The organism is Erwinia sp. E_sp_B01_1 (assembly GCF_036865545.1).
Classification (GTDB): domain Bacteria; phylum Pseudomonadota; class Gammaproteobacteria; order Enterobacterales; family Enterobacteriaceae; genus Erwinia.
The window spans coordinates 4,511,866-4,537,956 of the sequence record NZ_CP142208.1 but is presented as its reverse complement, the minus strand read 5'-3'; the positions used below and the strand labels follow the sequence as shown (position 1 = coordinate 4,537,956).

Here is a 26,091-nt window from a genome sequence, read left to right as displayed (position 1 = left end):
AAAGCATTTACGGATGCAGGAAGTGAACCGTCTTAAGGGAGAAAGGGCGCTTTCTCCTGTTATTCAGCCTGCTTCAGCTGCTGTTTGTGTTTGTTCTCGCTCAGCATGGTCAGCACCAGCAGCAACACAGCCAGTACGCACCCACCGATCATGATGATAAAGCCGCCGTCCCAGCCGAAGTAATCCACGGTGTAGCCGACGATGGCGCTGGCCGCGACAGAGCCGCCCAGATAACCAAACAGTCCGGTAAATCCTGCTGCTGTTCCTGCTGCTTTTTTCGGTGCCAGCTCTAAAGCATGTAAACCGATCAACATCACCGGACCATAAATCAGGAAGCCGATCACAATCATACAGGCCATGTCCACGTTAGGATTACCGGCCGGATTCATCCAGTAAACCACGGTAGCAATGGTTACCAGCACCATAAAGAACACGCCGGTGGCCCCACGATTACCTTTAAAGACCCTGTCGGACATCCAGCCACAAAGCAGCGTGCCGGGAATGCCAGCATATTCGTAAAAGAAATAGGCCCAGGAGGACTTATCCAGCGCGAAATGCTTTACTTCTTTCAGGTAAGTGGGTGACCAGTCGAGAATGCCGTAACGCAGCAGATAAACAAACACGTTAGCCAGCGCGATGTACCACAGCAATTTGTTAGGCAGGACGTATTGCATAAAGATTTGCTTAGCGGTCAGCTCCTCTTCATGTTTCTCATCATAGTCCGGTGGGTAATCGTTTTTGTATTCTTCAATCGGCGGCAGGCCACAGGACTGCGGGGTATCGCGCATCAGTGCGAAGGCGAAAACAGCAACCACAATGGCACCAAAGGCCGGCATATAAAGCGCCGCTTTCCAGTCGTTAAACCATGCCATCCCCAGCAGGAACAGTAACGGAGGTATGCCCCCGCCCACGTTGTGCGCGCAGTTCCACACGGAAACCACCCCGCCACGCTCTTTCTGCGACCACCAGTGCACCATAGTCCGGCCACAGGGCGGCCAGCCCATACCCTGGAACCAGCCGCATAAGAACAGCAGCACAAACATCACCATAATGCTGGAGGTTGCCCAGGGAACAAATCCCATAAAGAGCATTACGGCCGCGGCCAGGATCAATCCGGCTGGCAGAAAAACTCTGGGGTTTGAGCGATCGGAGACCGATCCCATAATAAATTTGGAAAAGCCGTAGGCGATGGAGATACCGGAGAGCGCAAACCCCAGGTCGCCTCGGGAAAAGCCCTGTTCAATCAGGTAAGGCATGGCAAGCGCAAAGTTTTTGCGGACCAGATAATAGGCAGCGTAACCGAAGAAAATCCCCAGGAAGATTTGCCAGCGTAGTTTGCGGTAGAGCGGATCTACCCTGTCAGCCTCAACGCGAGGCTGGTGAGGTGCTGGCTTAAAAATACTTAACATATGAGCCTCCAATGGCGCAGGTTATTCTCGTTTTGGGCGCCAGTGGGCGCTTATGACAAAAGGATCTGCCTTGAATCCGGCATAATGTTCCATTTCGCGCAAAGAATAGGCGGAAATCGCGCATCAGACTGTGAAGGTGGGCTCAAATGTTACATTTTTATGACAAAATATCTGTTTGTGTGTACGGCATCGCCTGAAAGAGGCTGCGTTCAGTGGACAGCCAGGAAAATTTGAGGGAAATCTCCAAATTCGTGGTTTTTCGTTTTCGAACATCTCTGTCCTCACTAAATTACGCTGCTTTTAAAAGCAGTTGTAAACCAAATAATTACCTTGGTTACGGGTAATTTCGCTACAATGTGCGCACTTTTTACAGCAGAGTCTGACATTGTGACGTTACTGATTGTCACCACAATTTTGTGGGCATTTTCATTCAGCCTGATTGGCGAATACCTGGCAGGACAGGTTGATAGTGTGTTTTCCGTACTGGTAAGGCTGTTGCTGGCAGCGGTAGTGTTCCTGCCGTTTCTGCGCTGGCGTGGCTATCGTGCTTCCACGCTCCTGATGTACATGGGCGTGGGCGCGCTACAGCTCGGTGTCATGTATCTCGTCAGCTTCCAGGCTTATCTCTACCTCAGCGTGTCGGAGTTCCTGCTGTTTACGGTGATGACCCCGCTCTATGTCACGCTGATCTACGACCTGCTGAAAGGCCGTGGCGTGCGGTGGAGCTATGCTCTCAGCGCCCTGCTGGCGGTAGGCGGTGCAGCCATTATCCGGTATGACAAAGTCAGCGATCACTTCTGGTTTGGCTTATTGCTGGTACAGATAGCCAACATCATTTTTGCCATTGGCATGGTGGGCTACAAAAGGCTGCAGGAAATCCGGCCCGTGCCGCAGCATACTGCCTTTTCCTGGTTCTATCTGGGTGCGGCGGCGATCGCCACGCTTGCCTGGTTCTTGTGGGGTAATCCGCAGAAACTTCCAACAACTTCGCTGCAGTGGGGCATATTGATCTGGCTGGGCGTAGCGGCATCCGGGCTGGGCTATTTCATGTGGAACTACGGCGCAACGCAGGTGGATGCAGGGACGCTGGGGATCATGAACAATATGCATGTGCCTGCCGGGCTGTTGGTGAATCTGGCCATCTGGCAGCAGCAGCCGCACTGGCCGAGTTTTATTATCGGTGCCGCAGTGATTCTGGCTTCGCTGTTAGTGCATAAGAAATGGATTGTCGGGAAATAGTGCTCAGATGAAAAGGGCCAGCGCAATGCTGGCCCTCTTTATATCAGGCTTTGGCAGGACGAATACGCTGCGTCAATCCCTTCAGGAAGTTACGCAGGATCTGGTCGCCACACTCACGGTAATTTTTGTGGCCCGGCTTACGGAAGATCGCGCCAATTTCAGACTGACCCACGGCAAAATCGGCCAGCTTAAGGATGTCGAGAATATCGGTGGTTTTCAGATCAAAGGCCACACGCAATTTCTTCATCATGATGTTGTTAGTCATTTTACGTTCAATGGAAGGGGCCGGTGCCTCTTCGCTCTTGCCACGGCGCTGGAAAATCAGGCCATTCAGGAAGTAGCCCATAATCACATCCGGACAGGCACGGAAGCCCTCTTCATCTTCTTTCTTCAAAAAGCTGTGCACTTCCGCTTCGGCGACTTCAGTCTCTGCCAGCGCCAGAATAGCCACAACCTGAGCATCGCTCAGATTCAGCATGTAGCGCACGCTGCGCAGCACGTCGTTATTAGTCATAAAACTCTCATCAGGGATCAAAGGCTGTTGGGCGCATTATAGAGAGAAATGACGACAGAAACAGGAAAACCCACCAGCGATTGAGGCTGGCGGGTAAATCAGAAGGGCGCCAGAGGAACAGGTAAAGGTGTCCCAGGCTGAGAAGCATCCCGCACCCGTGGCAGATGATCGCAGGCGTGCTGACGGGCCGATCGGATAAAGGCTTCGGTGACGGGCTGACGCTGCTCCCCATCGCGCACGGCGGCATACAACCGGCTCCAGAGGCCATCACCCAGCGTTTTAGTCACCACCAGGCCCTGATGTTCAAAGCTTTCCACCACCCAGTGCGGCAGTGCGGCGATGCCCATCCCGGCAGAAACCATCTGGATCAGCAGCAGCGTATTGTCGACGCTTTTCAGGGCAGGGCTGACGCCCGCTGGCTGCAAGAAGTGGCGCCAGATATCCAGACGTTGACGCTGCACCGGATAAATCATCAGCACTTCATGGGCCAGGTCTTCAGGTGAAATATGGTCAGCCTGCGCCAGTGGATGATCCGGAGCCAGCACCAGCCTCACTTCAAAATCAAACATCGGCGAATAAAACAGTCCGCTGCGCGGCAGGATATCGGAGGTCAGAACCAGATCCAGCTCCCCCTGTTGCAGTGCGGGTTGCGGGTCAAAAGTCACGCCGGATTTGAAATCCATCACCACCTGCGGCCAGCTCTGGCGAAAATTATTCAACGCCGGTGTCAGCCACTGGATGCAGCTGTGACATTCAATAGCGATCCGCAGCGTAGTCTGATGCGGTTCGTGGCAGGCCTGCAAAGCATGCTGGATCTGAGGCAGAACCTGCTCAGCCAGTTGAAGCAGAATTTCACCCTGCGGCGTAAAGCGCAGCGGCTGGCTTTTACGCACAAATAAACGAAAGCCCAGACGCTGTTCCAGGTCGCTGAACTGATGGGATAACGCCGACTGCGTTTGATGGAGTTGGGCGGCTGCGGCTGCCAGCGAACCCGTTGTTCGCAGCGCCTGCAGCGTCCGCAGGTGTTTGAGTTCGATCATGAGAGTCCTTCACATCGACAATGAACAATTTGCGCTTGTGGTGACTACAGTACCTGCGGATTATAGATGTGTAAACATCTGGACGTCTAAAAGCCTGATTGCAACGACAACGGGCAGCCACTGAGGAAAGAACTGATGACTATTCTGAACCATACTCTCGGATTCCCCCGCGTCGGTCTGCGTCGCGAATTGAAAAAAGCGCAGGAAAGCTACTGGGCTGGCAACAGCTCTCAGGAAGAGTTACTGGCCGTAGGCCGCGAACTGCGCGCCCGCCACTGGCAGCAGCAGAAACAGGCAGGCGTTGACGTGGTCCCGGTTGGTGACTTCGCCTGGTACGATCATGTTCTGACCACCAGCCTGTTATTAGGCAACGTGCCCGCCCGCCACCAAAATAAGGATGGCTCTGTTGACCTGGATACCTTATTCCGTCTTGGTCGTGGCCGCGCACCAACAGGTGAGCCAGCCGCCGCCGCCGAGATGACCAAATGGTTTAATACCAACTATCACTACATGGTGCCTGAATTCACCAAAGGCCAGCAGTTCAAACTCAGCTGGACCCAGATTCTGGAAGAAGTGGACGAAGCGCTGGCAGCAGGCCACAAAGTAAAACCTGTGCTGTTAGGCCCGGTAACTTACCTGTGGTTGGGCAAAGTTAAGGGTGAGCAGTTTAACCGTCTGAGCCTGTTGCAGGACATTCTGCCTGTCTACCAGCAGGTGCTGGCCGAGCTGGCGAAGCGCGATGTCGAATGGGTGCAAATTGATGAGCCCGCTCTGGTGCTGGAGCTGCCGCAGGAGTGGCTGAACGCGTTTAAACCCGCGTATGAAGCCCTGCAGGGGCAAACTAATTTGCTGCTGACCACCTATTTCGAAAGTGCTGGCACTAATATCGACACTATTCGTGAACTCCCGGTCCAGGGCCTGCATGTTGATCTGGTACATGGGAAAGATAATATCGCCGGGCTGAACGCCAAAATCCCTGCTGACTGGTTGCTCTCCGTTGGCGTGATCAATGGCCGTAACGTCTGGCGTGCTGACCTGAGCAGCTGGTTTGAACGTCTCCAGCCGCTGGTGAGTCAGCGTAAACAGTTGTGGATTGGCTCTTCCTGTTCACTGCTGCACAGTCCGATCGATCTGAGCACCGAAACGCGCCTGGATGAAGAGGTGAAAAGCTGGTTTGCCTTCGCGCTGCAAAAATGTGCCGAGCTGTCATTGCTGAGCAATGCGCTTAACAATAATGACCCACAGTCGCTGGAGGCCTGGAGTGCGCCAGTCCGTGCACGCCGTGATTCAAAACGTGTCCATAACGCGGCTGTTAGCCAGCGTCTGGCAGGCATCACGGCTAAAGAGAGCCAGCGTGACAACAGTTATGCTGTCCGTGCTGAAGCTCAGCGTAAGCGCTTCCAGCTACCTGCATGGCCAACCACGACTATCGGTTCCTTCCCGCAAACAACTGAAATCCGTGGCCTGCGCCTGGACTTTAAACAGGGGCGTCTGGATGGCAGCCATTATCGCACTGGTATCGCTGAACATATTAAACAGGCCATCGTAGAGCAGGAGCGTCTGGGCCTGGACGTGCTGGTCCACGGCGAAGCGGAACGTAACGATATGGTGGAATATTTCGGTGAAAACCTGGACGGGTTTGCCTTCACCCAGAATGGCTGGGTACAAAGCTATGGTTCACGCTGCGTTAAGCCCCCGGTGATTATTGGTGATATCAGCCGTCCTGAAGCGATCACCGTTGAGTGGGCGAAATACGCCCAGTCTCTGACCGAAAAACCGGTAAAAGGCATGCTGACCGGGCCGGTCACTATCCTGTGCTGGTCTTTCCCTCGCGAGGACGTTACCCGCGAAACCATCGCTAAACAGATTGCGCTGGCACTGCGTGATGAAGTGGAAGATCTGGAGAAAGCCGGTATCGGTATTATTCAGATTGATGAGCCAGCCCTGCGTGAAGGTCTGCCACTTCGCCAGTCCGACTGGGCTGCCTATCTGGAGTGGGCTGTTGATGCCTTCCGCCTGAATGCCGCTGTGGCGCAGGATGAGACCCAGATCCACACCCATATGTGTTACTGCGAATTTAACGACATCATGGATTCCATTGCGGCGCTGGATGCAGACGTCATCACCATTGAAACTTCACGGTCGGATATGGAGCTGCTGGAGTCATTTGAAGAGTTTGAATACCCGAATGACATTGGTCCGGGCGTCTACGACATTCACTCACCCAACGTCCCGAGCGTGGAGTGGATGGAAGAGCTGCTGTTGAAGGCGGCAAAACGTATTCCGGTCGAGCGTCTGTGGGTTAATCCGGATTGTGGTCTGAAAACACGTGGCTGGCCGGAAACCCGTCAGGCGCTGGCTAACATGGTGAAAGCCGCGCAGAATCTGCGTAAGGCCGAAGCCTGATTATCCTGCTGAGATGAAATGGGGGCGCATGGCGCCCCTTTTTTTATGAATTAATCAGGCAGGGAGGGGCACGTGAGCTTCAATGCTCAGCAGCGTTATTTCACGCCGTTCTGCTGAAACCATGAAAGCATCCGCTGCCAGCCATCTTTGGCTGACTCCTGGTGATAGCTGGGACGATAATCAGCGTTGAAAGCGTGTCCGGCATCGGGATAAACCACGATTTCGGATTTTGAATTTGCCGCGCGCAGCGCCTGGCGCATAGTTTCCACGCTCTCCTGGGGAATGCTGTCATCCTTTCCGCCATAAAGCCCTAATACCGGGGCAGTCAAATCTACAGCGACATCTACCGGCTGCTTCTGCTGTTTCAGGGTCTTTTCGCCTACCAGTTTGCCATACCAGGCTACGGCAGCTTTAAGCTGAGGGTTGTGTGCTGCATACAGCCAGGTGATGCGGCCTCCCCAGCAAAAACCGGTGATCCCCATGTTGCGCATATCGCCGCCATGACGGGAAGCCCAGTTAGCAACATGATCCAAATCGGCAAGCACCTGAGAGTCTGGCACGGTGCTGACTAACTCTTTAAAAAGCGTAGGGATGTCGTGGTATTCAGAAGGATCACCCTGACGGAAGTACAGCTCTGGTGCAATGGCCAGGTAACCTTCATTTGCCAGACGGCGGCAGATATCGCGGATATGCTCATGGACGCCGAAAATCTCCTGCACCACCAGAATCACCGGAAGCGGGCCACTGGCATGGCGTGGTTTGGCATGAAAAGCAGGCATATTTTCGCCCTGCGTCGGGATCGAGGTTTCACCTGACTGAATTTCAGCGCTGTCGGTAATGATTGTGGTTGATGCGGTAGGTGAGACCGCAGGAGTGAACCCATTATTGCTCATTTTTTGAGTTATATTTTCTTCGGTTTTCATTGTTCTCTCCATGTATGCATTAGCGTAATCAGCTAACTATAGCCAGGATTACGTTCAGGTCAGGGGACCGTTCAGCGCTCATCATTAACACTGCCGCTGCTCAGGCCACAGGGCAAGTTGTAGCAACGGCACAGAAAACAGTGTTTAAATGTGACTCATATCACTTCTTAAATGTTAACTGTTGCAACTTTCATTAATGAGAGTGATTCAATTCACATAAATTTCGGCGACTTTGCATTACTGTGAGCACCAATGATCTTATCCCCCTTTTCCGTTACAGGAGTTTGAAATGGCACACTCAGACGTTTTTCACTTGGGTTTAACAAAAGCGGATTTGCAGGGCGCAACCCTGGCGATTGTGCCGGGCGACCCTGAACGGGTGAAAAAAATTGCCGCCCTGATGGACAATCCTGTCCACCTGGCCTCGCACCGGGAATTCACTACCTGGCGCGCAGAAATTGAGGGAAAAACCGTTATCGTTTGTTCCACCGGTATTGGGGGTCCTTCAACGTCTATTGCTGTGGAAGAGCTCGCACAACTGGGCGTACGGACATTCCTGCGCGTTGGGACCACCGGCGCCATTCAACCTGACATCAACGTGGGTGATGTCCTGGTGACTACAGGATCGGTCCGTCTTGATGGTGCGAGCCTGCATTTTGCGCCGCTGGAGTTCCCAGCCGTGGCTGACTTTACCTGCACGACGGCACTGGTAGAAGCGGCTAAAGCAGCCGGTGCAACCACGCATATTGGCATCACCGCCTCGTCCGATACCTTCTATCCGGGTCAGGAACGTTATGACACCTTCTCAGGCCGTGTGGTCAAGCGTTACCAGGATTCTATGAAGGAATGGCAGCAAATGGGCGTGCTGAACTACGAGATGGAGTCCGCCACCCTGTTAACCATGTGTGCAAGCCAGGGGCTGCGTGCAGGTATGGTTGCTGGTGTAATTGTCAACCGTACCCAGCAGGAAATACCTGACGCTGAAACCATGAAAAGAACCGAAAGCGATGCCGTGCGCATCGTGGTGGACGCTGCCCGTCGTTTAATCTGATCGGCTTGATGCAGAGGGGAGTTCCCCTCTGTTTTTCTTCCTCCCCCCGAAAGTTGATATTCTTCGGTCCGCCTCCAGAATTTGCTACAAATCCCTTCATCACGGCCCAGCTTCCTGCTTTTTATCTGGACATTCATACAGTGCGCCTCTACCTTTTCCCGTAGATAAGTTCGTGCGGGAGAACAACGGTGGATGCAACAATCAGTTATGGCGTTTGTCTTGGCCTGGCTGGCCTGTTAGCGGGGTGGGTGATTGCCTGGTTTCGCGGGCAGCAGGTCTCTTCAAAACAGGAGACCGAACGGCAACTGCTGCTCCAGGCAGCCGAACAACTGCGCCAGGAACGGGACAGACTTCAGCTTCAGACAGAGAGCCAGCAAACAGCCCAGAGGCAAAATGAACTCGAACTGCGCCAGCTACATGGCACCTTGTCAGCGGCCCAGGAGAAGCTCCACCATCTTGACCACTGGCGCAACGAAACCGAACAGCTGACGCGCGAGTTACGGAATCAGTTGGAAATCAACAGCTCGCAGGAAGCGGAATTGCGTGAGGTGACTATTCGTCTTGAAGAGACGCGGATGGCGGCAGATGAGAAGCAGCGCCTGCTGGTCAACAGTGAACAGCGGCTGAATGCCCAGTTTGAAAATCTGGCTAACCGGATTTTTGAAAACAGTGGCCGCCGGGTCGACGAGCAGAATAAGCAGAGCCTTAACAGCCTGATTTCTCCTCTTCGCGAACAGCTTGAAGGGTTCCGCCGACAGGTGCAGGAAGGCTTTGGTCAGGAAGCCCGTGAACGGCACACGCTTTCCCACGAAATTCGCAATCTTCAGCAGCTTAATGCGCAAATGGCCCAGGAAGCGATCAACCTGACTAAAGCCCTGAAAGGCGATAATAAAACCCAGGGCAACTGGGGCGAAGTGGTGCTCAGCCGGGTGCTGGAGGCGTCCGGGCTGCGTGAGGGGCATGAGTATGAAACGCAGGTGAACATTCAGCTCGAACAAAGCGGGCGGATGCAACCTGATGTGATTGTGCGCCTGCCGCAGGGCAAGGATGTGGTTATCGATGCCAAAATGACACTGGTGGCTTATGAGCGCTACTTCAATGGCGAAGATGAGGCTGACAGGGAAGTGGCCATCAGCGAACATATTGCTGCCATTCGGGGGCACCTGCGCCTGCTGAGCCGAAAAGATTATCAACAATTGCCCGGTTTACGCTCGCTGGATTATGTGTTGATGTTTATCCCGGTTGAACCGGCATTCCTGTTAGCTATCGATCGCCAGCCAGAGCTGATCAACGAAGCCCTGAACCTGAACATCATGTTAGTGAGTCCAACCACGCTGCTGGTAGCCCTGAGAACCATTAATAATCTCTGGCGCTATGAACATCAGAGCCGTCATGCGCAACGTATCGCCGATCGGGCTGCGAAGCTCTACGACAAGATGCGGTTATTTGTGGACGATATGTCCGCAATGGGCCAGAGCCTGGATAAGGCGCAGGAGAGCTACCGTTTTGCGATGAAAAAACTCTCTGAAGGTCGCGGTAATCTGATAGCCCAGACAGAAAGCTTCCGCCAGCTGGGTGTGGAAGTGAAGCGACCTATTAACCCGCGGCTGGTGGAGCAGGCGATGCCGGATTTCCCTGAAAATCCCGGCGATGAAGAGCAGGACGATCCGCAAAGCCCGTTTGGATTGAGTCCGGATAACAGGGCCGCACGCGTCAATGAATAAGCACCGGGCTGCGTGCCTGACCTGCGGGACTCTGGTACACTTGGCAGATAATTGATTGCAGAGCAGGCAAAACAAATGGCAGATGAATCAAAGGACACCACCCATTTCGGCTTTCGTACCGTAGCAAAAAGCGATAAGGCTGAAATGGTGGCAGATGTTTTCCATTCCGTTGCGGCCAAATACGATCTGATGAACGATCTGATGTCATTTGGCATCCACCGCGTATGGAAGCGTTTTACTATCGACTGCAGCGGCGTGCGCCGCGGACAGCGAGTGCTGGATCTGGCTGGTGGTACCGGCGACCTGACGGCTAAATTCTCACGCCTTGTTGGCGAGACTGGCGAAGTAGTGCTGGCTGATATCAACAGTTCCATGCTGAAAGTTGGACGTGAAAAATTACGTAACAACGGCATTATCGGCAACGTCAACTATGTTCAGGCGAATGCAGAAGCTCTGCCATTCCCGGACAACCATTTTGACTGCATTACCATCGCCTTTGGCCTGCGTAACGTCACGGAAAAAGAGAAAGCGCTGGCCTCTATGTTCCGCGTATTAAAGCCAGGCGGCCGTCTGCTGATTCTGGAATTCTCTAAGCCTCAGCTGGAGCCGTTAAGCAAAGCTTACGACGCTTACTCCTTCCATATCCTGCCACGCATCGGTGAACTGGTAGCGAAAGACTCTGAAAGCTACCGCTACCTGGCTGAATCCATCCGTATGCATCCCGATCAGGATACCCTGAAGCAGATGATGGAAGAGGTAGGTTTTGAAAATACCACCTACCACAACCTTACTGGTGGCATCGTTGCACTGCACCGTGGATTCAAGTTTTAAACAGGAAAGCGAATGACTTTAACGCCGCTGTTAACTGCGGGGCTGGAAACGGCGCTAAATCAAATCCTCTATCGCGATCGTGGCCTGAAAGCCGCACGTCAGCGCCTTAACGGTAAAAGCCTGGCTATTGTGCTGGCTGAACTTAAACATCCGCTGATTTTTATCTTCAGCGAACGCCAGGTTGACGTGCTGGGTGAGTGGAGTGACACACCCGACTGTACGGTAAAAACGCAGATTGCCACGCTGCGCAAATTGCGTGACCGTCAGCAACTGACCAGCCTGATCCGCAGTGGTGAACTGGAAGTTGAAGGGGATTTGCAGGTTGTGCAGCATTTCTCAGCCCTTATCGATCTTGCCGAGCTGGATCCTGCTGAATACCTCGCGCCCTGGACCGGGGATGTGGTAGCACAGGGGATCAGCCAGCTGGCCCGCCGCAGTGCGCGGTTTATTCGCGGAGATGTGCAACGTAAGCAGGATTACCTTGGCCAGGCCCTCACTGAAGAGTGGCGTCTTGCGCCCGGTGGGCTCGAGGCGGCCTGGTTTGCTGAGGAAGTGGATGCGTTGTCGAGAGATCTTGCCCTAATAGAAACCCGCCTGACGAACCTGGAGGCCAAATGAGCTTCGGAGAACTTCGCCGCCTCTATTTTATCATCCGCATATTTCTCACCTATGGCCTGGATGAACTGGTTCCCAAAACCCGCCTGACCCTTCTGTTCCGTCTGTGGCGTAAATGTCTGTTCTGGATGCCAGGCCGGCATAAGGATCTCCTGCTGGGTGAACGGCTTCGTCTGTCGCTGGAGCAGCTGGGACCGGTCTGGATCAAGTTTGGTCAGATGATGTCTACCCGTCGCGATCTGTTTCCCCCGCAAATTGCTGACCAGCTGGCTATGCTGCAGGACCGTGTTGCGCCTTTCGACGGCGTACTGGCCAAACAGCAGATTGAATTATCGTTAGGCTGCCCGGTTGAAACGCTGTTTGATCACTTTGAGATCAAACCTCTGGCTTCGGCTTCCATCGCTCAGGTGCATACTGCCACGCTGAAAGAGAATGGCCGGGAAGTGGTAATCAAAGTTATCCGTCCTGACATCCTGCCGGTGATCAAAGCGGATATGAAGCTGATCAATCGTATGGCCCGCTGGGTACCTCGTCTGTTACCTGATGGCCGCCGTCTGCGTCCTCAGGAAGTGGTGGCGGACTACGAAAAGACGCTGATTGACGAGCTGAACCTGCTGCGTGAAGCAGCTAACGCTATCCAGTTACGCCGTAATTTCGACAAGAGCAAAATGCTCTATGTGCCTGAAATATTCTCGGATTATGGCAGTGAAACCATGCTGGTCATGGAGCGCATCTACGGCATCCCGATTTCTGACGTGGTCGCGCTTGAACAGCATGGCGTGAACATGAAACTGCTGGCTGAACGTGGCGTGCAGGTCTTTTTCACCCAGGTGTTCCGGGACAGCTTCTTCCATGCGGATATGCACCCGGGCAATATCTTCGTCAGTTATGACCATCCCGAAGATCCGCAATACATTGGTATAGACTGCGGAATAGTGGGATCGCTGAATAAAGAAGATAAGCGTTATCTGGCGGAAAATTTCATTGCGTTCTTTAATCGCGACTACCGTAAAGTTGCGGAATTGCACGTTGATTCCGGCTGGGTTCCACCGGATACCAACGTGGAAGATTTTGAATTTGCCATCCGTACGGTTTGTGAACCTATCTTTGAAAAGCCGCTGGCAGAAATCTCCTTTGGTCATGTGCTGCTGAACCTGTTCAACACCGCAAGGCGTTTCAATATGGAAGTTCAGCCGCAGTTGGTTCTTCTGCAGAAAACATTGCTGTATGTTGAAGGCGTAGGCCGACAGCTCTATCCGCAGCTGGACCTGTGGAAAACTGCCAAGCCCTTCCTTGAAGACTGGATTAAAGATCAGATTGGCATTCCTGCCATTGTGCGGGCCTTAAAAGAGAAAGCGCCTTTCTGGGCCGAAAAAATGCCAGAGTTACCTGAACTCTTTTACGACAGCCTTCGCCAGCACAAACACTTGCAGCACAGTGTGGATAAGCTGAGCAAAGACCTGAGAGGAGAGCGGGTCAGGCAGCATCAGTCCCGTTACCTGTTCGGCGTAGGGGCTACGATGCTGCTTAGCGGCACCGCAATCCTGTTGATAAAGCCAGAGTGGGAACTGATCTCGGCCGGAATGATAGCGGCTGGGGTAGTAAGCTGGCTGATTGGCTGGCGTAAAACCGGCTGATTGTCATGATAGGTAAACAGGGTGTTATCCTGCGCTGGCGAGTGTTTGCTCATCGTCAGCGCCATACAAGCTGTTATATACTGCAAGACTGGCATCACAACTCACTTTCAGAGGCAAAATCATGGGCGGTATCAGTATCTGGCAATTGTTAATTATTGCCGTAATTGTTGTTCTTCTGTTTGGCACCAACAAACTGCGTTCACTGGGATCCGATCTGGGTTCGTCGATCAAAGGCTTTAAAAAGGCCATGGGCGATGACCACGATAAAGAGAAAGATCATGCCAATGATGCTGACTTCAATGCCAAACTGGCGGACAAAGAGCATACAGAAGCGAAGAAAGAAGACGTCAAAAACGACAAGGTATAAACCGTGTTCGACATAGGCTTTAGTGAACTGATATTAGTGTTCGTTATCGGGCTGGTCGTGCTGGGGCCGCAGCGTTTACCGGTAGCGGTCAGAACGGTCGTTGGCTGGATCCGCGCTCTGCGCTCGCTGGCTACCAATGTGCAGAATGAACTGGCACAGGAACTCAAGCTACAGGAGCTCCAGGACAGCCTGAAAAAGGTTGAAGAGGCCAGTAAAAACAGCCTTTCGCCTGAACTGAAAGCCTCGATGGACGAGCTGAAACAATCAGCAGAATCTATGAAGCGTTCTTACCTGGGCGAGAATGAACAAGCGGACGACGAAGCGAACACTATCCACAACCCCTTAGTGAAAAATCCTGAAGATTCTCATGAGGGCGTGACGCCAGCAGAAGCCGATCACCAGGCCTCTGCCCCCGCGAAGGCACCTGAAGTGGCGACTGAGCCAGCTCAGGCAACGGCCAGCTCCGGATCGACGGCTATTGCCATGTCTGTTGTGGCTCCAGAGTCTGTCAGTGCTGAACCGGTATCCGTAGCTCAAGAGCCGACACCCCCTGCCAGCGTTGAGCCGAAGAGCGTAGCGACGTCAGCACCGACAGCATCCAGCCCTGTAGTGAAACCGACGGCAACGACTGGCGGTGAAGCGTCAGTTCTGTCCAGTCGTGCTCCTGCCTCCACCACTTTACCGAGCGATGAGCGATAAACATGGCTGTTGAAGATACCCAACCGCTTATCAGTCATTTGATTGAACTCCGTAAGCGCTTATTGAACTGTATTATTGCTGTCGTCGGCATCTTTCTATGTCTGGCCTATTTTTCCAATGACATCTATCAGTTGATTTCAGCCCCGCTGATCAAACAGATGCCAGCGGGGGCCAGCATGATTGCCACTGACGTGGCTTCTCCGTTTTTCACACCCATAAAGCTGACCATGATTGTCTCGGTATTCCTTGCGGTACCGGTGATCCTCTATCAGATTTGGGCGTTTATTGCCCCCGCGCTCTATCGCCATGAGCGCAAGCTGGTTATGCCCTTACTGTTTTCCAGTTCATTCCTATTTTATGTGGGGATGGCTTTCGCCTACTTTATTGTCTTTCCGCTGGCGTTTGGCTTCTTCGCCCAGACCGCGCCGCAGGGCGTATTGATTGCCACTGACATCAACAACTATCTCGACTTCGTGATGGCCCTGTTTATGGCTTTTGGCGTCTCCTTCGAAGTGCCGATTGCCATCGTGCTGATCTGCTGGACTGGCGTGACAACACCGGAAGACCTGAAGAAAAAGCGCCCTTATGTTCTGGTCGGTGCCTTTGTGGTGGGGATGCTGTTAACTCCGCCAGATGTCTTCTCTCAGACCCTTCTGGCTATTCCCATGTACTGCCTGTTTGAAGTTGGGGTGTTTTTCGCCCGCTTCTATGTGGGTAAACGTCGCCAGGATATGGATCAGGAAGAACACGGCCCGGAATAGCGAAAAGCAGATCCAGTGCTTCCCTTACATAAGTAAATCAACCGCCCGAAAGGGCGGTTGCTGTATGGAAAATCCTATGTTCGATATTGGCGTCAACCTGACCAGCACGCAGTTCGCAAAAGATCGCGATCAGGTCGTTAAACGTGCAAAAGAAGCAGGCGTGACCGGTTTACTGATTACCGGCACCAATGCGCTGGAAAGCCAGCAGGCCCAGAGTCTGGCGGCACGCCGTCCGGGCTATTGCTGGTCTACTGCCGGTGTGCACCCTCACCATGCGAGTGAATGGTCAGGCGAGACGGCAGCAACGCTTAAGCGCCTGGCTGAGAGTAATGAAGTGGTAGCAATAGGCGAGTGCGGGCTGGATTTCAACCGCAACATTTCAGAGCCTGAGCAGCAGGTCTATGCCTTTAATGCCCAGCTTGAGCTGGCCGCAGAACTCGGGATGCCGGTGTTTTTGCACTGTCGTGATGCCTGCGAACGTCTGCTCTCCGTACTGACTCCCTGGTTGCCAAAATTACCTGGCGCGGTGGTGCATTGCTTCACCGGTAACCGTGAAGAACTGGAAGCCTGTCTGGCGGCAGGGCTTTATATAGGAATTACCGGTTGGGTATGTGATGAACGCCGTGGCGTGGAATTGCGTGAATTGATGCCGTTGATTCCGGCAGAGAGGCTGTTACTGGAAACAGATGCTCCCTATTTGTTACCCCGTGATATGCGCCCAAGACCGCCTTCAAGACGCAATGAGCCCTGTTTCCTGCCGCATATCGTGCAGGCCGTGGCTGGATTAAGAGGGGAAGAGGCCGAAGTGCTTGCCCGCCAGTGCGATCGCAATGCGCGTCAGCTGTTTCGCCTGCCGGAGTGATCTGGCGGGGTCAGGCTCGCGCGCAAACGGGTCAGAGCTTGTGGAACTGTTTATTATCGAGGCTGCGGGTAATCTGCTTGTTGAGCAAATTCAGCAGCAACATGGAACGTGCTTCACCATCCGGCTCGGTGAAAATGGCTTTTAACCCCTCAAAAGCCCCGCCGGTAATTAATACCCGGTCACCAGGCTGTGGCAGTTCCGGATCCACCATTTGCATTGGCGTATCGGTCTGCAATGCGGCGATCACATCCTGAGGGACGTTTGCTGGCAGGCTACCAAAACGGACAAAATGGCTGACACCGCGCGTAGCGCTAATGGTTGTGGTATGAATCGCTTCCGGATCGAATTCAATAAACAGGTAATTGGGGAAGAGAGGTTCGTCCACCTGGGTGCGTTTACCGCGAACCAATTTCTCTAGAGCAATCATCGGGCTGAGACAATGCACCGCCTGACGCTCAAGATGTTCTTTCGCGCGAAGCAGTTGGCCACGTTTGCAATAAAGTAAATACCAGGCTTCCATAACGTCACTTTTTGATTACAGGGCCGCTAAGAATAACAAACTCATCGTCAGAGTTATAGCGGGATCCCGCGGAGAGTCGGCTCTGAGGTGAATTCAGGTAACAGGAACCTGTAGCTACGAAAAACTAAGCATAGCGTAACAATCCTCCCTATAATGGCCGATTCACTGACAGTTTGATGAGAAGTCATGAAATACCACGACTTACGCGATTTCCTTGCGCTGCTTGAACAACGCGGGGAACTAAAACGCATTAAGCAAGAGATCGACCCCGATCTCGAAATGACCGAAATTGCCGACCGCACCCTGCGGGCTGGCGGTCCTGCCTTGCTGTTCGAAAATCCTAAAGGCTATGACATGCCCGTGCTGTGCAACCTGTTTGGTACTCCGGACAGGGTTGCCATGGGGATGGGCCAGAAAGATGTTTCAGCGCTACGTGATGTTGGCCGCCTGTTAGCTTTTTTGAAAGAGCCTGAGCCTCCCCGCGGTTTTCGTGATTTCTTCGATAAAATGCCGCAGTGGAAGCAAGTGCTGAACATGCCGACCAAACGTCTGCGGGATGCCCCTTGCCAGCAACAGATTTGGCAAGGTGATGACGTCGATCTGCATAAAATCCCGGTGATGAAATGCTGGCCAGAAGATGCAGCGCCGTTGATTACCTGGGGTCTGACTGTCACCAGAGGGCCGCATAAAGAGCGCCAGAACCTCGGGATTTATCGTCAGCAGGTTATAGCGAAAAATAAGCTGATTATGCGCTGGCTTTCCCATCGCGGCGGAGCACTGGATTTTCAGGAATGGGGACAGCAGCATCCCGGTGAAAGATTCCCGGTATCCGTGGCCCTGGGTGCCGATCCGGCCACCATTCTGGGTGCTGTGACACCCGTTCCGGATACGCTTTCCGAATATGCTTTTGCCGGTTTACTGCGCGGCACTAAAACGGAAGTGGTGAAATGCGTGTCCAACGATCTGGAAGTGCCAGCCAGCGCTGAAATTGTGCTGGAAGGCTATATCGAAGCGGGAGAAATGGCACCGGAAGGGCCTTACGGTGACCACACGGGTTACTATAATGAAGTAGATAACTTCCCGGTCTTCACCGTAACGCATATCACGCAACGCCGTGACGCCATTTATCATTCAACCTACACCGGGCGTCCACCTGATGAGCCAGCTGTTCTGGGCGTGGCACTGAACGAAGTTTTCGTGCCTATTCTGCAGAAACAGTTCCCGGAAATTGTCGATTTCTATCTCCCGCCTGAAGGTTGCTCATATCGTCTGGCGGTAGTGACGATGAAAAAACAGTATGCGGGACACGCCAAGCGAGTAATGATGGGTGTCTGGTCTTTCCTGCGCCAGTTTATGTACACGAAATTTGTTATCGTCTGTGATGATGATGTAAATGCCCGTGACTGGAACGATGTCATCTGGGCGATCACTACCCGAATGGATCCGGCAAGAGACACGGTGTTAGTAGAAAATACGCCGATAGATTATCTCGACTTCGCCTCACCGGTTTCTGGTTTGGGCTCGAAGATGGGGTTGGATGCCACCAATAAGTGGCCAGGTGAAACCACACGCGAGTGGGGACGCCCTATCCGTAAAGATCCGGCAGTGACGGCCCGTATTGACGCAATATGGGATGAGTTAGGCATCTTCAGTGAGATGCCCACGCGCAACCAAGCGCCCGGCAAATAATTGCCTGACCCGACAGAGGGAACGCATGACTACCTTAAGCTGTAAAGTGACCTCAGTAGAGGCGATTACCGATACTGTGTACCGAGTGAGAATGGTGCCGGAGGCTGATTTCAGCTTCCGCGCAGGCCAGTACTTGATGGTAGTGATGGACGAGCGCGATAAGCGTCCATTCTCCCTGGCCTCCACGCCAATGGAAAAAGATATCATTGAGCTGCACATTGGCGCTTCCGATCTGAATTTGTATGCCATGGCGGTAATGGAGCGTATTCAACAACAGCGCAAAATTACCGTAGATATCCCCCATGGGGATGCCTGGCTGCGCGAAGAGGGCGATCGTCCGCTGGTGTTGATCGCGGGCGGAACAGGCTTCTCTTATGCCCGTTCAATCCTGCTGACCGCACTCGCACAGCAACCCAATCGCGATATCGCCCTGTACTGGGGCGGACGCGAGCTCAAGCACCTTTACGATCTGGAAGAGCTGGAAGCGCTGGCGGTGAAGCATCCAAATCTGAAAATCATTCCGGTAGTAGAGCAGCCAGAAGCGGGTTGGGAAGGGCGTAATGGCACAGTGCTGACCGCCGTGATGAACGATTACAGTAGCCTGGCCGGGCATGATATCTATATTGCTGGCCGCTTTGAGATGGCGAAAATTGCCCGCGAGCGTTTTTGTGCTGAGCGTGGTGCGAAGGAAGAACAGATGTTTGGCGATGCTTTCGCCTTTATCTGAGGATTCAGGGGGCAGGAACCGCTGCCCCTTATCCGTAAAAAGCCCGCCCCTGACAGGCGGGAACAAAGACAATATTACTGCCAGATCAACGTATCAGGCCCGTTCAAAGACGGTAGCAATGCCCTGACCCAGACCAATACACATGGTCGCCAGGCCAAATTGCGCATCCCGCCTTTCCATCAGATTCAGTAGTGTGGTGCTGATTCGGGCGCCTGAACATCCCAGCGGATGCCCTAACGCAATCGCTCCCCCATTAAGATTCACTTTCTCGTCCATTACCTCCAGCAGCCCCAGATCTTTAATGCAGGGCAGCGTCTGCGCAGCAAAAGCCTCATTCAGCTCGAACAGATCGATATCCGCCATGCTCAGCCCCGCTCTTTTCAGGGCCAGTTGCGTAGCCGGAACCGGCCCGTATCCCATAATGGAAGGATCGCAGCCCACCACGGCCATTGAGCGGACATAAGCACGTGGAGATAAGCCCAGCTCGCGGGCGCGGGATTCGCTCATCACCAGCATTGCCGCTGCACCGTCAGAGAGCGCCGATGAGCTTCCTGCCGTCACCGTGCCATTCACCGGATCGAAAGCAGGCCGTAAAGCCGCCAGGCCTGATGCGGTAGTTTCCGGACGTATCACTTCATCAAAATCGTAGCGCCGCAGAATTCCGTCGGCATCATGGCCGTTAGTTGGGACAATTTCGCTGGCAAAGTGGCCAGCCTGCGTTGCTGCCCAGGCCCGCTGGTGGGAGCGGGCGGCGAATTCATCCTGCCTTTCCCGACCGATCTGGTGTATCCGCGCCAGCATCTCTGCGGTCAGACCCATCATGCCAGCCGCTTTGGCCACGGTCTTACTCAGGCCCGGATGAAAATCCACGCCGTGACTCATCGGGACATGGCCCATATGTTCCACGCCGCCGATCAGGCAGGCAGTGGCATCTCCCACCATAATAGCGCGTGAAGCATCGTGCAGCGCCTGCATGGAAGAACCGCAAAGACGGTTCACGGTAGTGGCCGGCACGCTGTGGGGGATTTCGGCCAGCAAAGCCGCGTTACGCCCGATGTTAAAGCCCTGTTCAAGGGTTTGTTGCACGCAGCCCCAGTAAATATCGTCCAGCATTGCTGCTTCCAGCGCAGGATTGCGGCTCAACAGGCTGCGCATCAAATGCGCCGACAGATCTTCCGCACGGACATGACGATAAGCCCCGCCTTTTGAGCGACCCATCGGCGTGCGGACTGCATCAACAATGACTACTTTTTCCATTTTGCTTTCCTCACGCCGTCTTTAAAAAGGCGTCGCTGACAGGCGCTGCCAGTGGATACCAGGTTTGGTGGTCGTTGGCTTTCTCCATCAGCCCGGTTGAAGGCTGGTAAAGTGCGCCCAGATGGCTGAACGGTTCTGCCTCACTGACAAACCGGGCATTGCCTTGCGTATCGAGATAACGGAATGCGCCGCCGTGAAAAGCGGGGAAGCCCAGGCCATACACCAGCGCCATATCGGCTTCAGCTGGAGAAGCAATAATTCCCTCTTCAAGACAGCGCACCACTTCATTAATCATTGGGATCATCATGCGGGAGACAATCTCGTTGTCAGTGAAGATGCGTTTTGGCTGGCAGACGCTTTGCAGCAAATCATCAACTACGGGGTCGGCCACTTTTTTCTGCTTTCCTTTACTGTCTGTCTCCCAGCGGTAAAAGCCCTGCTGGTTTTTCTGACCGAAGCGTTTTGCGTCAAACAGCACATCTATTGCGTCCCGGTAATCTTTGCTCATCCGGGAAGGGAAACCTTCAGCCATCAACCGTTGGGCATGGTGCGCCGTATCAATGCCCACCACGTCCAGCAGCCAGGCCGGGCCCATTGGCCAGCCAAACTCTTTTTCCATCACTTTATCGATCTGGCGGAAATCAGCGCCATCGCGCAGAAGCAGACTGAAACCAGCAAAATAGGGAAACAGCACGCGGTTAACGAAGAAGCCGGGGCAGTCATTCACAATGATGGGGGTTTTGCCCATTTTACTCGCCCAGGCCACTACGGTTGCCAGCGTGGATTCCGCTGTTTTTTCCCCGCGAATCACTTCGACTAAAGGCATGCGGTGTACCGGGTTAAAGAAATGCATGCCGCAGAAGTTTTCCGGACGTTTCAGCGCTTTCGCCAGCTGGCTGATGGGGATGGTCGAGGTGTTAGAAGCCAGAATGGCCGAGGCACTGAGATAATGTTCAGTTTCTGCCAGCACGGCCGCCTTGACGCTGGGATTCTCTACAACGGCTTCTACTACAATCTCTGCCCGTTCAAAACCAGCGTATGCCAGCGTTGGATGGATCGTGCCAATCACCCCGGCCAGCTTCATGCCGTCGATTTTTCCACGTTCCAGCTGCCTGTTGAGCAATTTAGCGGCTTCTTTCATCCCCAGCTCAAGCGAAGCCGGATTAATGTCCTTCATTATTACCGGCACGCCTTTCGACGCAGACTGATAAGCAATACCTCCGCCCATTATCCCCGCGCCCAGTACGGCAGCCTGTTTTGGCGTCTCAACGTCACGGGCCATTTTTTTCGCTTTGGCTTTAACAGCCTGATCGTTCAGGAAGATGCCTACCAGCGCACGGGCTTCATCGGATCGCGCCAGAGAGATAAATGCCTGAGTTTCCAGCTTCAGCGCCTCATCGCGCGCCATTCTGGCCGTAGCTTCAATGGTTTTTACCGCTGTCATTGGTGCGGGATAGTGCCTGCCGACAGTTTGCAGCACCATGCTCTTCGCGATGCTGAAACTCATAGTGGCTTCGATTTTACTCAGCTTAAGGGGCGCCAGTTTAGGTTGTCGGCGGGCACGCCAGTCCTGTTTGCCTGAAATCGCTTCACGCAGAATGGCGAGGGCCGCCTGCTGAAGTTTTTCGACCGGGACAACGGCATCTACCAGACCTGAAGCCAGCGCGCGTGGTGCATCAACGTCTTTACCGGCGGCGATAATTTCCAGCGCGCTGTCCGCACCTAACAGGCGGGGCAGGCGGACCGATCCCCCAAAGCCGGGCATAATTCCCAGCGAGGTTTCCGGAAGGCCAATTCGGGCATCCGGCGTGGCAATGCGAAAGTCAGTAGCGAGAACACACTCACAGCCGCCGCCCAGCGCATAACCCTGAATGGCAGATAAAGTCGGCACGGGCAGATCTTCCAGGCGGCTGAAAATGCCGTTGGCAAAGCCCAGCCACTGTTCCAGCTTTTCAGCCGGAGCGGCAAACAGAGAAAGGAACTCGGTAATATCTGCGCCAACAATAAAAGCAGGTTTGCGCGAACTGAGTAACAGCGCTTTCAGCTCTGGCTGTTGCTCCAGAACCGAAATGGCTTCGCCCAGACTGGCTACCGTCCCGGTGTCCAGTTTGTTTACCGAGCCGGGCGCATCAAAAGCCAGTTCGGCGATGCCATCTTCCAGCCAGTCCAGGGTTAGCGTGTCGCCTTGATAGAGCATGGTGATCTCCTGAAGCCGCAATAGGGGGATCTGGTCATACCAGATGATCGAGAGTGTGGAAGGGTTGTTAAATATTTGCAAACAAGAGTTTGCTTATTTGCAAACGAGATCACAGGCGTGGCAAAACGGCATCGGCTATTGGGCTGTGATAAGATGCGCACAATTTCACGATATTGGAGACGGAGTTATGGAATCGTTAGTTACCCTCTATCAGGACCATCTGAAAACACTACAGGCGCGGGCACAGCAGGTATTAGCCCGCTCTAAGCTGGATGCGATGTTGATCCATTCAGGAGAACTGATGACCGTTTTCCTTGACGATCACTCCTATCCTTTTAAAGTGAATCCGCAATTCAAAGCCTGGCTACCGGTAACGTCAGTACCGAACTGCTGGCTGTGGGTTGATGGCGTCAACAAACCCCGACTCTGGTTCTACTCTCCGGTGGATTACTGGCACAAGGTTGAGCCCTTACCGCAAAGTTTCTGGACCGACGAAATTGATATCGTGGCCTTGAAAAATGCGGACGAGATAGCCCAGTTATTACCTGCTCAACGCGAAAATGTGGCCTACATCGGCCCGGTTCCTGCACGGGCTACCCAGTTGGGGATCGCGGCTGAACGCATCAACCCGAAAGCCACCCTGGACTTCCTGCACTATCATCGCTCTCTGAAAACGGATTATGAGCTTTACTGCATGCGTGAGGCGCAGAAAACGGCGGTGATCGGTCATCGTGCGGCGAAAGAAGCTTTCCTCTCAGGCATGAGCGAGTTTGATATTAACGTTGCCTATCTCAGTGCTACAGGCCACCGCGACACCGATGTGCCTTACGGCAACATCATTGCGCTGAATGAACACGCAGCGGTTCTGCATTACACCAGTCTTGATCATCTGCCACCTGAGCAGTCACGCAGTTTCCTGATTGATGCAGGTACGGAGTACAACGGCTATGCGGCCGATTTAACCCGCACTTACGCAGCTCAAAGTGAAAGTGATTACGCTCAGCTTATTCGGGATATGAATGAAGAAGAGCTGGCGCTGATCGCCACGCTGAAAGCAGGCGTGCGCTATACCGAATACCATCAGCAAATGCATCAGCGCATTGCCAGACTGTTGCTTAAGCATCAGTTGGTGAAAGGATTGAGTGAAGAGGCGCTGGTGGCAGAGGATTTGACCGGGCCCTTTATGCCGCATGGCCTTGGCCATCCGCTTGGGTTGCAGGTCCATGATGTCGCTGGTTTTATGCAGGACGATAACGGTACCCATCTTGCCGCGCCTGGGCAATATCCTTATCTGCGCTGCACGCGGATCCTGGAGCCCCGGATGGTGGTCACGATCGAACCTGGCCTCTATTTCATTGAATCTCTGCTGGCCCCCTGGCGTGAGGGCAAGTTCAGCCACCATTTCGACTGGGATCGTATTGACGCATTTAAGCCGTATGGCGGCATCCGCATCGAGGATAATGTGATTATTCGCGAGCAGGGTGTGGAAAATATGACGCGCGACCTGAAGCTGGACTGATGAACGCTTATGACATCCCCGCTGAGCTGTTCAGTGTCAGTGAGGAGATCAAAAAAAGCCGCTTTATTACGTTGCTGGCCCATACGGACGGCGTGGAAGCGGCTCGTGCTTTTGTTAAGCAGGTGAAAGGAGAGCATCCAGCCGCCCGGCATCATTGCTGGGCCTGGGTTGCCGGTGCTCCCTCAGATTCGCAGCAGTTAGGGTTTTCCGATGACGGAGAACCTTCCGGCACGGCAGGTAAGCCAATGCTGGCTCAGCTGATGGGAAATAATATCGGCGAAATCACGGCGGTAGTGGTTCGCTATTATGGCGGTATTCAGCTGGGGACGGGCGGTTTAGTTAAGGCTTATGGCGGCGGTGTTCAACAGGCGCTGAAACAGTTGCCGCGCCAGCAAAAAGTGCCTGTACTGACCTTCACGCTCTCTTGCGACTATGCTCAGCTGTCAGAGATAGAAAGAATGACGGGCCGTTTTCACGGGCAGCTTTTACACAGCGAATTTTCAGAGTGTGTTTCATTAACGCTGGCCTTGCCCCATGCACAGGTGGCGGGGTTCACGCAAAATCTCACAGACTTTAGCAGAGGGGCGCTGACGCTGGCCCCGCTCGACTAACTTCCATTGTCAGGAAAGGAACGGCTACATGCATTATCGTGCCATTACCCGCATCGTCGGGTTGCTGGTCATTTTGTTCTCGGGGACGATGATCGTGCCGGGTCTGGTAGCCCTGATCTACCGTGATGGCGCCGGGCGTGCTTTTACCCAGACCTTCTTTATGGCGCTGCTGATAGGTTCGCTACTGTGGTGGCCAAACCGTAAACAGAAGAAAGAGCTGAAACCACGGGAAGGCTTCCTGATCGTGGTGCTGTTCTGGACCGTGCTGGGCAGCGTCGGGGCCATGCCGTTTATCTTTGCTGAACATCCCAACCTGTCAGTGACAGATGCGTTCTTTGAATCCTTCTCCGGCCTGACGACCACAGGTGCAACCACGCTGGTGGGGCTGGACTCTTTACCTAAGGCAATCCTGTTTTACCGGCAAATGCTGCAATGGCTGGGCGGGATGGGGATCATTGTGCTGGCGGTGGCTATCCTCCCTATTCTGGGCGTCGGGGGAATGCAGCTCTATCGGGCTGAAATGCCGGGTCCGTTGAAGGACAACAAGATGCGGCCACGTATTGCTGAGACGGCAAAAACGCTGTGGCTGATTTATGTATTACTGACGGTGATTTGTGCGCTGGCGCTCTGGCTTGCAGGGATGCCGCTGTTTGATGCCATCAGCCACAGCTTCTCGACTATCGCGATTGGTGGTTTCTCCACGCACGATGCAAGCATCGGCTATTTCAACAGCCCGACAATCAATACTATTATTGCTGTCTTCCTGTTGATCTCCGGCTGTAACTACGGCCTGCACTTCTCCATGCTCAGCGGGCGTAACCTCAGGGTCTACTGGCGTGACCCTGAATTCAGAATGTTTATTGGCGTGCAGTTTACGCTGGTGATCATTTGTACGCTGGTACTGTGGTTCCATGATGTTTATCAGAGTGGCATGCAGACGCTGAATCAGGCCTTTTTCCAGGTGGTCTCTATGGCTACTACCGCAGGCTTTACTACGGACAGTATTGCGCGCTGGCCACTTTTCCTTCCTGTACTTCTATTGTGCTCCGCTTTTATTGGCGGGTGTGCTGGTTCGACCGGCGGGGGACTGAAGGTCATCCGCATTCTTCTGCTGTTCAAACAAGGTTCGCGCGAGCTGAAGCGTCTGGTCCACCCCAATGCTGTTTACACTATTAAGCTTGGTCAACGTGCGCTACCGGAACGTATCCTGGAAGCGGTGTGGGGATTCTTCTCCGCTTATGCGCTGGTATTCCTGCTCAGCATGCTGGCTATTATTGCCACCGGCGTGGATGACTTCTCTGCATTCGCGGCCGTGGCGGCAACCCTGAACAATCTGGGGCCAGGCCTTGGAGTAGTGGCCGATAACTTCACTACCATGAATGATACGGCTAAATGGATTTTAATTCTGACCATGCTATTTGGTCGTCTTGAGGTCTTTACGCTGTTAGTCCTGTTTACGCCAACCTTCTGGCGTGAGTAACCGAAACGAGTAT

Annotated in this window: 23 protein-coding genes; 16 read left to right on the top strand and 7 right to left on the bottom strand. The window is 53.6% G+C overall.

Features of this window, described 5'->3' with window-relative positions; translation table 11 throughout:
• Positions 1 to 59: 59 nt before the first annotated feature.
• Positions 60 to 1,409, bottom strand: a complete 1,350-nt coding sequence (gene glpT, locus VRC33_RS21045) for a glycerol-3-phosphate transporter (RefSeq protein ID WP_338559140.1) — start codon at positions 1,407 to 1,409, stop codon at positions 60 to 62.
• 387 nt (positions 1,410 to 1,796) lie between these two features.
• On the opposite strand from glpT, the gene VRC33_RS21040 reads away from it, so the two are divergent.
• A complete protein-coding gene (locus VRC33_RS21040) occupies positions 1,797 to 2,648 on the top strand; it encodes a carboxylate/amino acid/amine transporter (RefSeq protein ID WP_338559138.1) in 852 nt (283 codons plus the stop codon).
• Positions 2,649 to 2,691: 43 nt separating this feature from the next.
• Here VRC33_RS21040 and VRC33_RS21035 read toward each other — a convergent pair whose 3' ends face one another.
• Together VRC33_RS21035 and metR are read right to left on the bottom strand one after the other, a co-directional pair.
• On the bottom strand, positions 2,692 to 3,162 hold the full coding sequence (locus tag VRC33_RS21035; protein ID WP_338559136.1) for a DUF1456 family protein: 471 nt from the start codon (positions 3,160 to 3,162) through the stop codon (positions 2,692 to 2,694).
• 98 nt (positions 3,163 to 3,260) lie between these two features.
• Positions 3,261 to 4,202 (bottom strand): HTH-type transcriptional regulator MetR, encoded by a 942-nt coding sequence (metR, locus tag VRC33_RS21030; protein WP_338559133.1) that lies wholly within the window; start codon positions 4,200 to 4,202, stop codon positions 3,261 to 3,263.
• A 135-nt stretch (positions 4,203 to 4,337) separates the two neighbouring features.
• Between metR and metE the strand changes: the two genes are divergently transcribed.
• Positions 4,338 to 6,608 (top strand): 5-methyltetrahydropteroyltriglutamate--homocysteine S-methyltransferase, encoded by a 2,271-nt coding sequence (metE, locus tag VRC33_RS21025; RefSeq protein WP_338559131.1) that lies wholly within the window; start codon positions 4,338 to 4,340, stop codon positions 6,606 to 6,608.
• A gap of 95 nt (positions 6,609 to 6,703) precedes the next feature.
• Here metE and VRC33_RS21020 read toward each other — a convergent pair whose 3' ends face one another.
• Positions 6,704 to 7,531 carry a dienelactone hydrolase family protein gene (locus tag VRC33_RS21020; RefSeq protein WP_338559129.1) on the bottom strand — a complete coding sequence of 276 codons (828 nt, stop codon included), beginning with the start codon at positions 7,529 to 7,531 and terminating at the stop codon, positions 6,704 to 6,706.
• Between the two features lie 289 nt (positions 7,532 to 7,820).
• On the opposite strand from VRC33_RS21020, the gene udp reads away from it, so the two are divergent.
• From udp to tatD, 9 genes are all read left to right on the top strand, one after another.
• On the top strand, positions 7,821 to 8,582 hold the full coding sequence (gene udp, locus VRC33_RS21015) for a uridine phosphorylase (RefSeq protein ID WP_338559126.1): 762 nt from the start codon (positions 7,821 to 7,823) through the stop codon (positions 8,580 to 8,582).
• Positions 8,583 to 8,770: 188 nt separating this feature from the next.
• The gene (gene rmuC, locus VRC33_RS21010) at positions 8,771 to 10,306 is read left to right on the top strand and encodes a DNA recombination protein RmuC (RefSeq protein ID WP_338559124.1); all 1,536 of its coding nucleotides are present in this window, start codon (positions 8,771 to 8,773) and stop codon (positions 10,304 to 10,306) included.
• Positions 10,307 to 10,381: 75 nt separating this feature from the next.
• Complete coding sequence (ubiE, locus tag VRC33_RS21005; protein ID WP_338559122.1) at positions 10,382 to 11,137, top strand: bifunctional demethylmenaquinone methyltransferase/2-methoxy-6-polyprenyl-1,4-benzoquinol methylase UbiE; 756 nt, start codon at positions 10,382 to 10,384, stop codon at positions 11,135 to 11,137.
• 12 nt (positions 11,138 to 11,149) lie between these two features.
• Positions 11,150 to 11,755, top strand: a complete 606-nt coding sequence (locus VRC33_RS21000; protein ID WP_338559120.1) for an SCP2 domain-containing protein — start codon at positions 11,150 to 11,152, stop codon at positions 11,753 to 11,755.
• Entirely contained in the window at positions 11,752 to 13,389 is a 1,638-nt protein-coding gene (gene ubiB, locus VRC33_RS20995; RefSeq protein WP_338559118.1) for a ubiquinone biosynthesis regulatory protein kinase UbiB, read from the top strand. Before VRC33_RS21000 ends, ubiB begins: the two co-directional genes overlap by 4 nt.
• Before the next feature lie 121 nt (positions 13,390 to 13,510).
• Positions 13,511 to 13,756, top strand: coding sequence for a Sec-independent protein translocase subunit TatA (gene tatA / locus VRC33_RS20990; RefSeq protein ID WP_338559116.1), 246 nt, complete (start codon positions 13,511 to 13,513; stop codon positions 13,754 to 13,756).
• A 3-nt stretch (positions 13,757 to 13,759) separates the two neighbouring features.
• Complete coding sequence (gene tatB, locus VRC33_RS20985; RefSeq protein WP_338559113.1) at positions 13,760 to 14,455, top strand: Sec-independent protein translocase protein TatB; 696 nt, start codon at positions 13,760 to 13,762, stop codon at positions 14,453 to 14,455.
• A gap of 2 nt (positions 14,456 to 14,457) precedes the next feature.
• On the top strand, positions 14,458 to 15,216 hold the full coding sequence (gene tatC / locus VRC33_RS20980) for a Sec-independent protein translocase subunit TatC (protein WP_338559110.1): 759 nt from the start codon (positions 14,458 to 14,460) through the stop codon (positions 15,214 to 15,216).
• 76 nt (positions 15,217 to 15,292) lie between these two features.
• Positions 15,293 to 16,078 carry a 3'-5' ssDNA/RNA exonuclease TatD gene (gene tatD, locus VRC33_RS20975; RefSeq protein ID WP_338564379.1) on the top strand — a complete coding sequence of 262 codons (786 nt, stop codon included), beginning with the start codon at positions 15,293 to 15,295 and terminating at the stop codon, positions 16,076 to 16,078.
• Between the two features lie 31 nt (positions 16,079 to 16,109).
• On the opposite strand, the gene rfaH is transcribed toward tatD, so the two are convergent.
• Positions 16,110 to 16,598, bottom strand: a complete 489-nt coding sequence (gene rfaH / locus VRC33_RS20970) for a transcription/translation regulatory transformer protein RfaH (protein WP_338559108.1) — start codon at positions 16,596 to 16,598, stop codon at positions 16,110 to 16,112.
• A gap of 186 nt (positions 16,599 to 16,784) precedes the next feature.
• On the opposite strand from rfaH, the gene ubiD reads away from it, so the two are divergent.
• Positions 16,785 to 18,287: a 4-hydroxy-3-polyprenylbenzoate decarboxylase gene (gene ubiD, locus VRC33_RS20965; RefSeq protein ID WP_338559106.1), complete on the top strand. Its 1,503-nt coding sequence runs from the start codon at positions 16,785 to 16,787 to the stop codon at positions 18,285 to 18,287.
• 25 nt (positions 18,288 to 18,312) lie between these two features.
• Positions 18,313 to 19,014 carry an NAD(P)H-flavin reductase gene (fre, locus tag VRC33_RS20960; protein ID WP_338559104.1) on the top strand — a complete coding sequence of 234 codons (702 nt, stop codon included), beginning with the start codon at positions 18,313 to 18,315 and terminating at the stop codon, positions 19,012 to 19,014.
• A gap of 93 nt (positions 19,015 to 19,107) precedes the next feature.
• On the opposite strand, the gene fadA is transcribed toward fre, so the two are convergent.
• Positions 19,108 to 20,271, bottom strand: a complete 1,164-nt coding sequence (gene fadA, locus VRC33_RS20955) for an acetyl-CoA C-acyltransferase FadA (protein WP_338559102.1) — start codon at positions 20,269 to 20,271, stop codon at positions 19,108 to 19,110.
• A gap of 10 nt (positions 20,272 to 20,281) precedes the next feature.
• On the bottom strand, positions 20,282 to 22,468 hold the full coding sequence (gene fadB / locus VRC33_RS20950; RefSeq protein WP_338564378.1) for a fatty acid oxidation complex subunit alpha FadB: 2,187 nt from the start codon (positions 22,466 to 22,468) through the stop codon (positions 20,282 to 20,284).
• A 187-nt stretch (positions 22,469 to 22,655) separates the two neighbouring features.
• Here fadB and pepQ point away from each other — a divergent pair, with 187 nt between their 5' ends.
• From pepQ to trkH, 3 genes are read left to right on the top strand one after another with little or no spacing between them, the layout of a single operon-like run.
• Positions 22,656 to 23,987 carry a Xaa-Pro dipeptidase gene (gene pepQ / locus VRC33_RS20945; RefSeq protein ID WP_338559100.1) on the top strand — a complete coding sequence of 444 codons (1,332 nt, stop codon included), beginning with the start codon at positions 22,656 to 22,658 and terminating at the stop codon, positions 23,985 to 23,987.
• Positions 23,987 to 24,598, top strand: a complete 612-nt coding sequence (locus tag VRC33_RS20940; RefSeq protein WP_338559098.1) for an IMPACT family protein — start codon at positions 23,987 to 23,989, stop codon at positions 24,596 to 24,598. The genes pepQ and VRC33_RS20940 overlap by 1 nt, the downstream gene beginning before the upstream one ends.
• 28 nt (positions 24,599 to 24,626) lie before the next feature.
• Complete coding sequence (gene trkH, locus VRC33_RS20935; RefSeq protein ID WP_338559096.1) at positions 24,627 to 26,078, top strand: Trk system potassium transporter TrkH; 1,452 nt, start codon at positions 24,627 to 24,629, stop codon at positions 26,076 to 26,078.
• The last annotated feature ends 13 nt before the right edge of the window (positions 26,079 to 26,091 follow it).

Coding starts and splice junctions, on each gene's coding strand:
- glpT (WP_338559140.1), bottom strand. CDS start 1,409: ATGTTAAGTATTTTTAAGCCAGCACCTCACCAGCCTCGCGTTGAGGCT.
- VRC33_RS21035 (WP_338559136.1), bottom strand. CDS start 3,162: ATGACTAATAACGACGTGCTGCGCAGCGTGCGCTACATGCTGAATCTG.
- metR (WP_338559133.1), bottom strand. CDS start 4,202: ATGATCGAACTCAAACACCTGCGGACGCTGCAGGCGCTGCGAACAACG.
- metE (WP_338559131.1), top strand. CDS start 4,338: ATGACTATTCTGAACCATACTCTCGGATTCCCCCGCGTCGGTCTGCGT.
- VRC33_RS21020 (WP_338559129.1), bottom strand. CDS start 7,531: ATGAAAACCGAAGAAAATATAACTCAAAAAATGAGCAATAATGGGTTC.
- udp (WP_338559126.1), top strand. CDS start 7,821: ATGGCACACTCAGACGTTTTTCACTTGGGTTTAACAAAAGCGGATTTG.
- ubiE (WP_338559122.1), top strand. CDS start 10,382: ATGGCAGATGAATCAAAGGACACCACCCATTTCGGCTTTCGTACCGTA.
- VRC33_RS21000 (WP_338559120.1), top strand. CDS start 11,150: ATGACTTTAACGCCGCTGTTAACTGCGGGGCTGGAAACGGCGCTAAAT.
- ubiB (WP_338559118.1), top strand. CDS start 11,752: ATGAGCTTCGGAGAACTTCGCCGCCTCTATTTTATCATCCGCATATTT.
- tatA (WP_338559116.1), top strand. CDS start 13,511: ATGGGCGGTATCAGTATCTGGCAATTGTTAATTATTGCCGTAATTGTT.
- tatC (WP_338559110.1), top strand. CDS start 14,458: ATGGCTGTTGAAGATACCCAACCGCTTATCAGTCATTTGATTGAACTC.
- tatD (WP_338564379.1), top strand. CDS start 15,293: ATGTTCGATATTGGCGTCAACCTGACCAGCACGCAGTTCGCAAAAGAT.
- rfaH (WP_338559108.1), bottom strand. CDS start 16,598: ATGGAAGCCTGGTATTTACTTTATTGCAAACGTGGCCAACTGCTTCGC.
- ubiD (WP_338559106.1), top strand. CDS start 16,785: ATGAAATACCACGACTTACGCGATTTCCTTGCGCTGCTTGAACAACGC.
- fre (WP_338559104.1), top strand. CDS start 18,313: ATGACTACCTTAAGCTGTAAAGTGACCTCAGTAGAGGCGATTACCGAT.
- fadA (WP_338559102.1), bottom strand. CDS start 20,271: ATGGAAAAAGTAGTCATTGTTGATGCAGTCCGCACGCCGATGGGTCGC.
- fadB (WP_338564378.1), bottom strand. CDS start 22,468: ATGCTCTATCAAGGCGACACGCTAACCCTGGACTGGCTGGAAGATGGC.
- pepQ (WP_338559100.1), top strand. CDS start 22,656: ATGGAATCGTTAGTTACCCTCTATCAGGACCATCTGAAAACACTACAG.
- VRC33_RS20940 (WP_338559098.1), top strand. CDS start 23,987: ATGAACGCTTATGACATCCCCGCTGAGCTGTTCAGTGTCAGTGAGGAG.
- trkH (WP_338559096.1), top strand. CDS start 24,627: ATGCATTATCGTGCCATTACCCGCATCGTCGGGTTGCTGGTCATTTTG.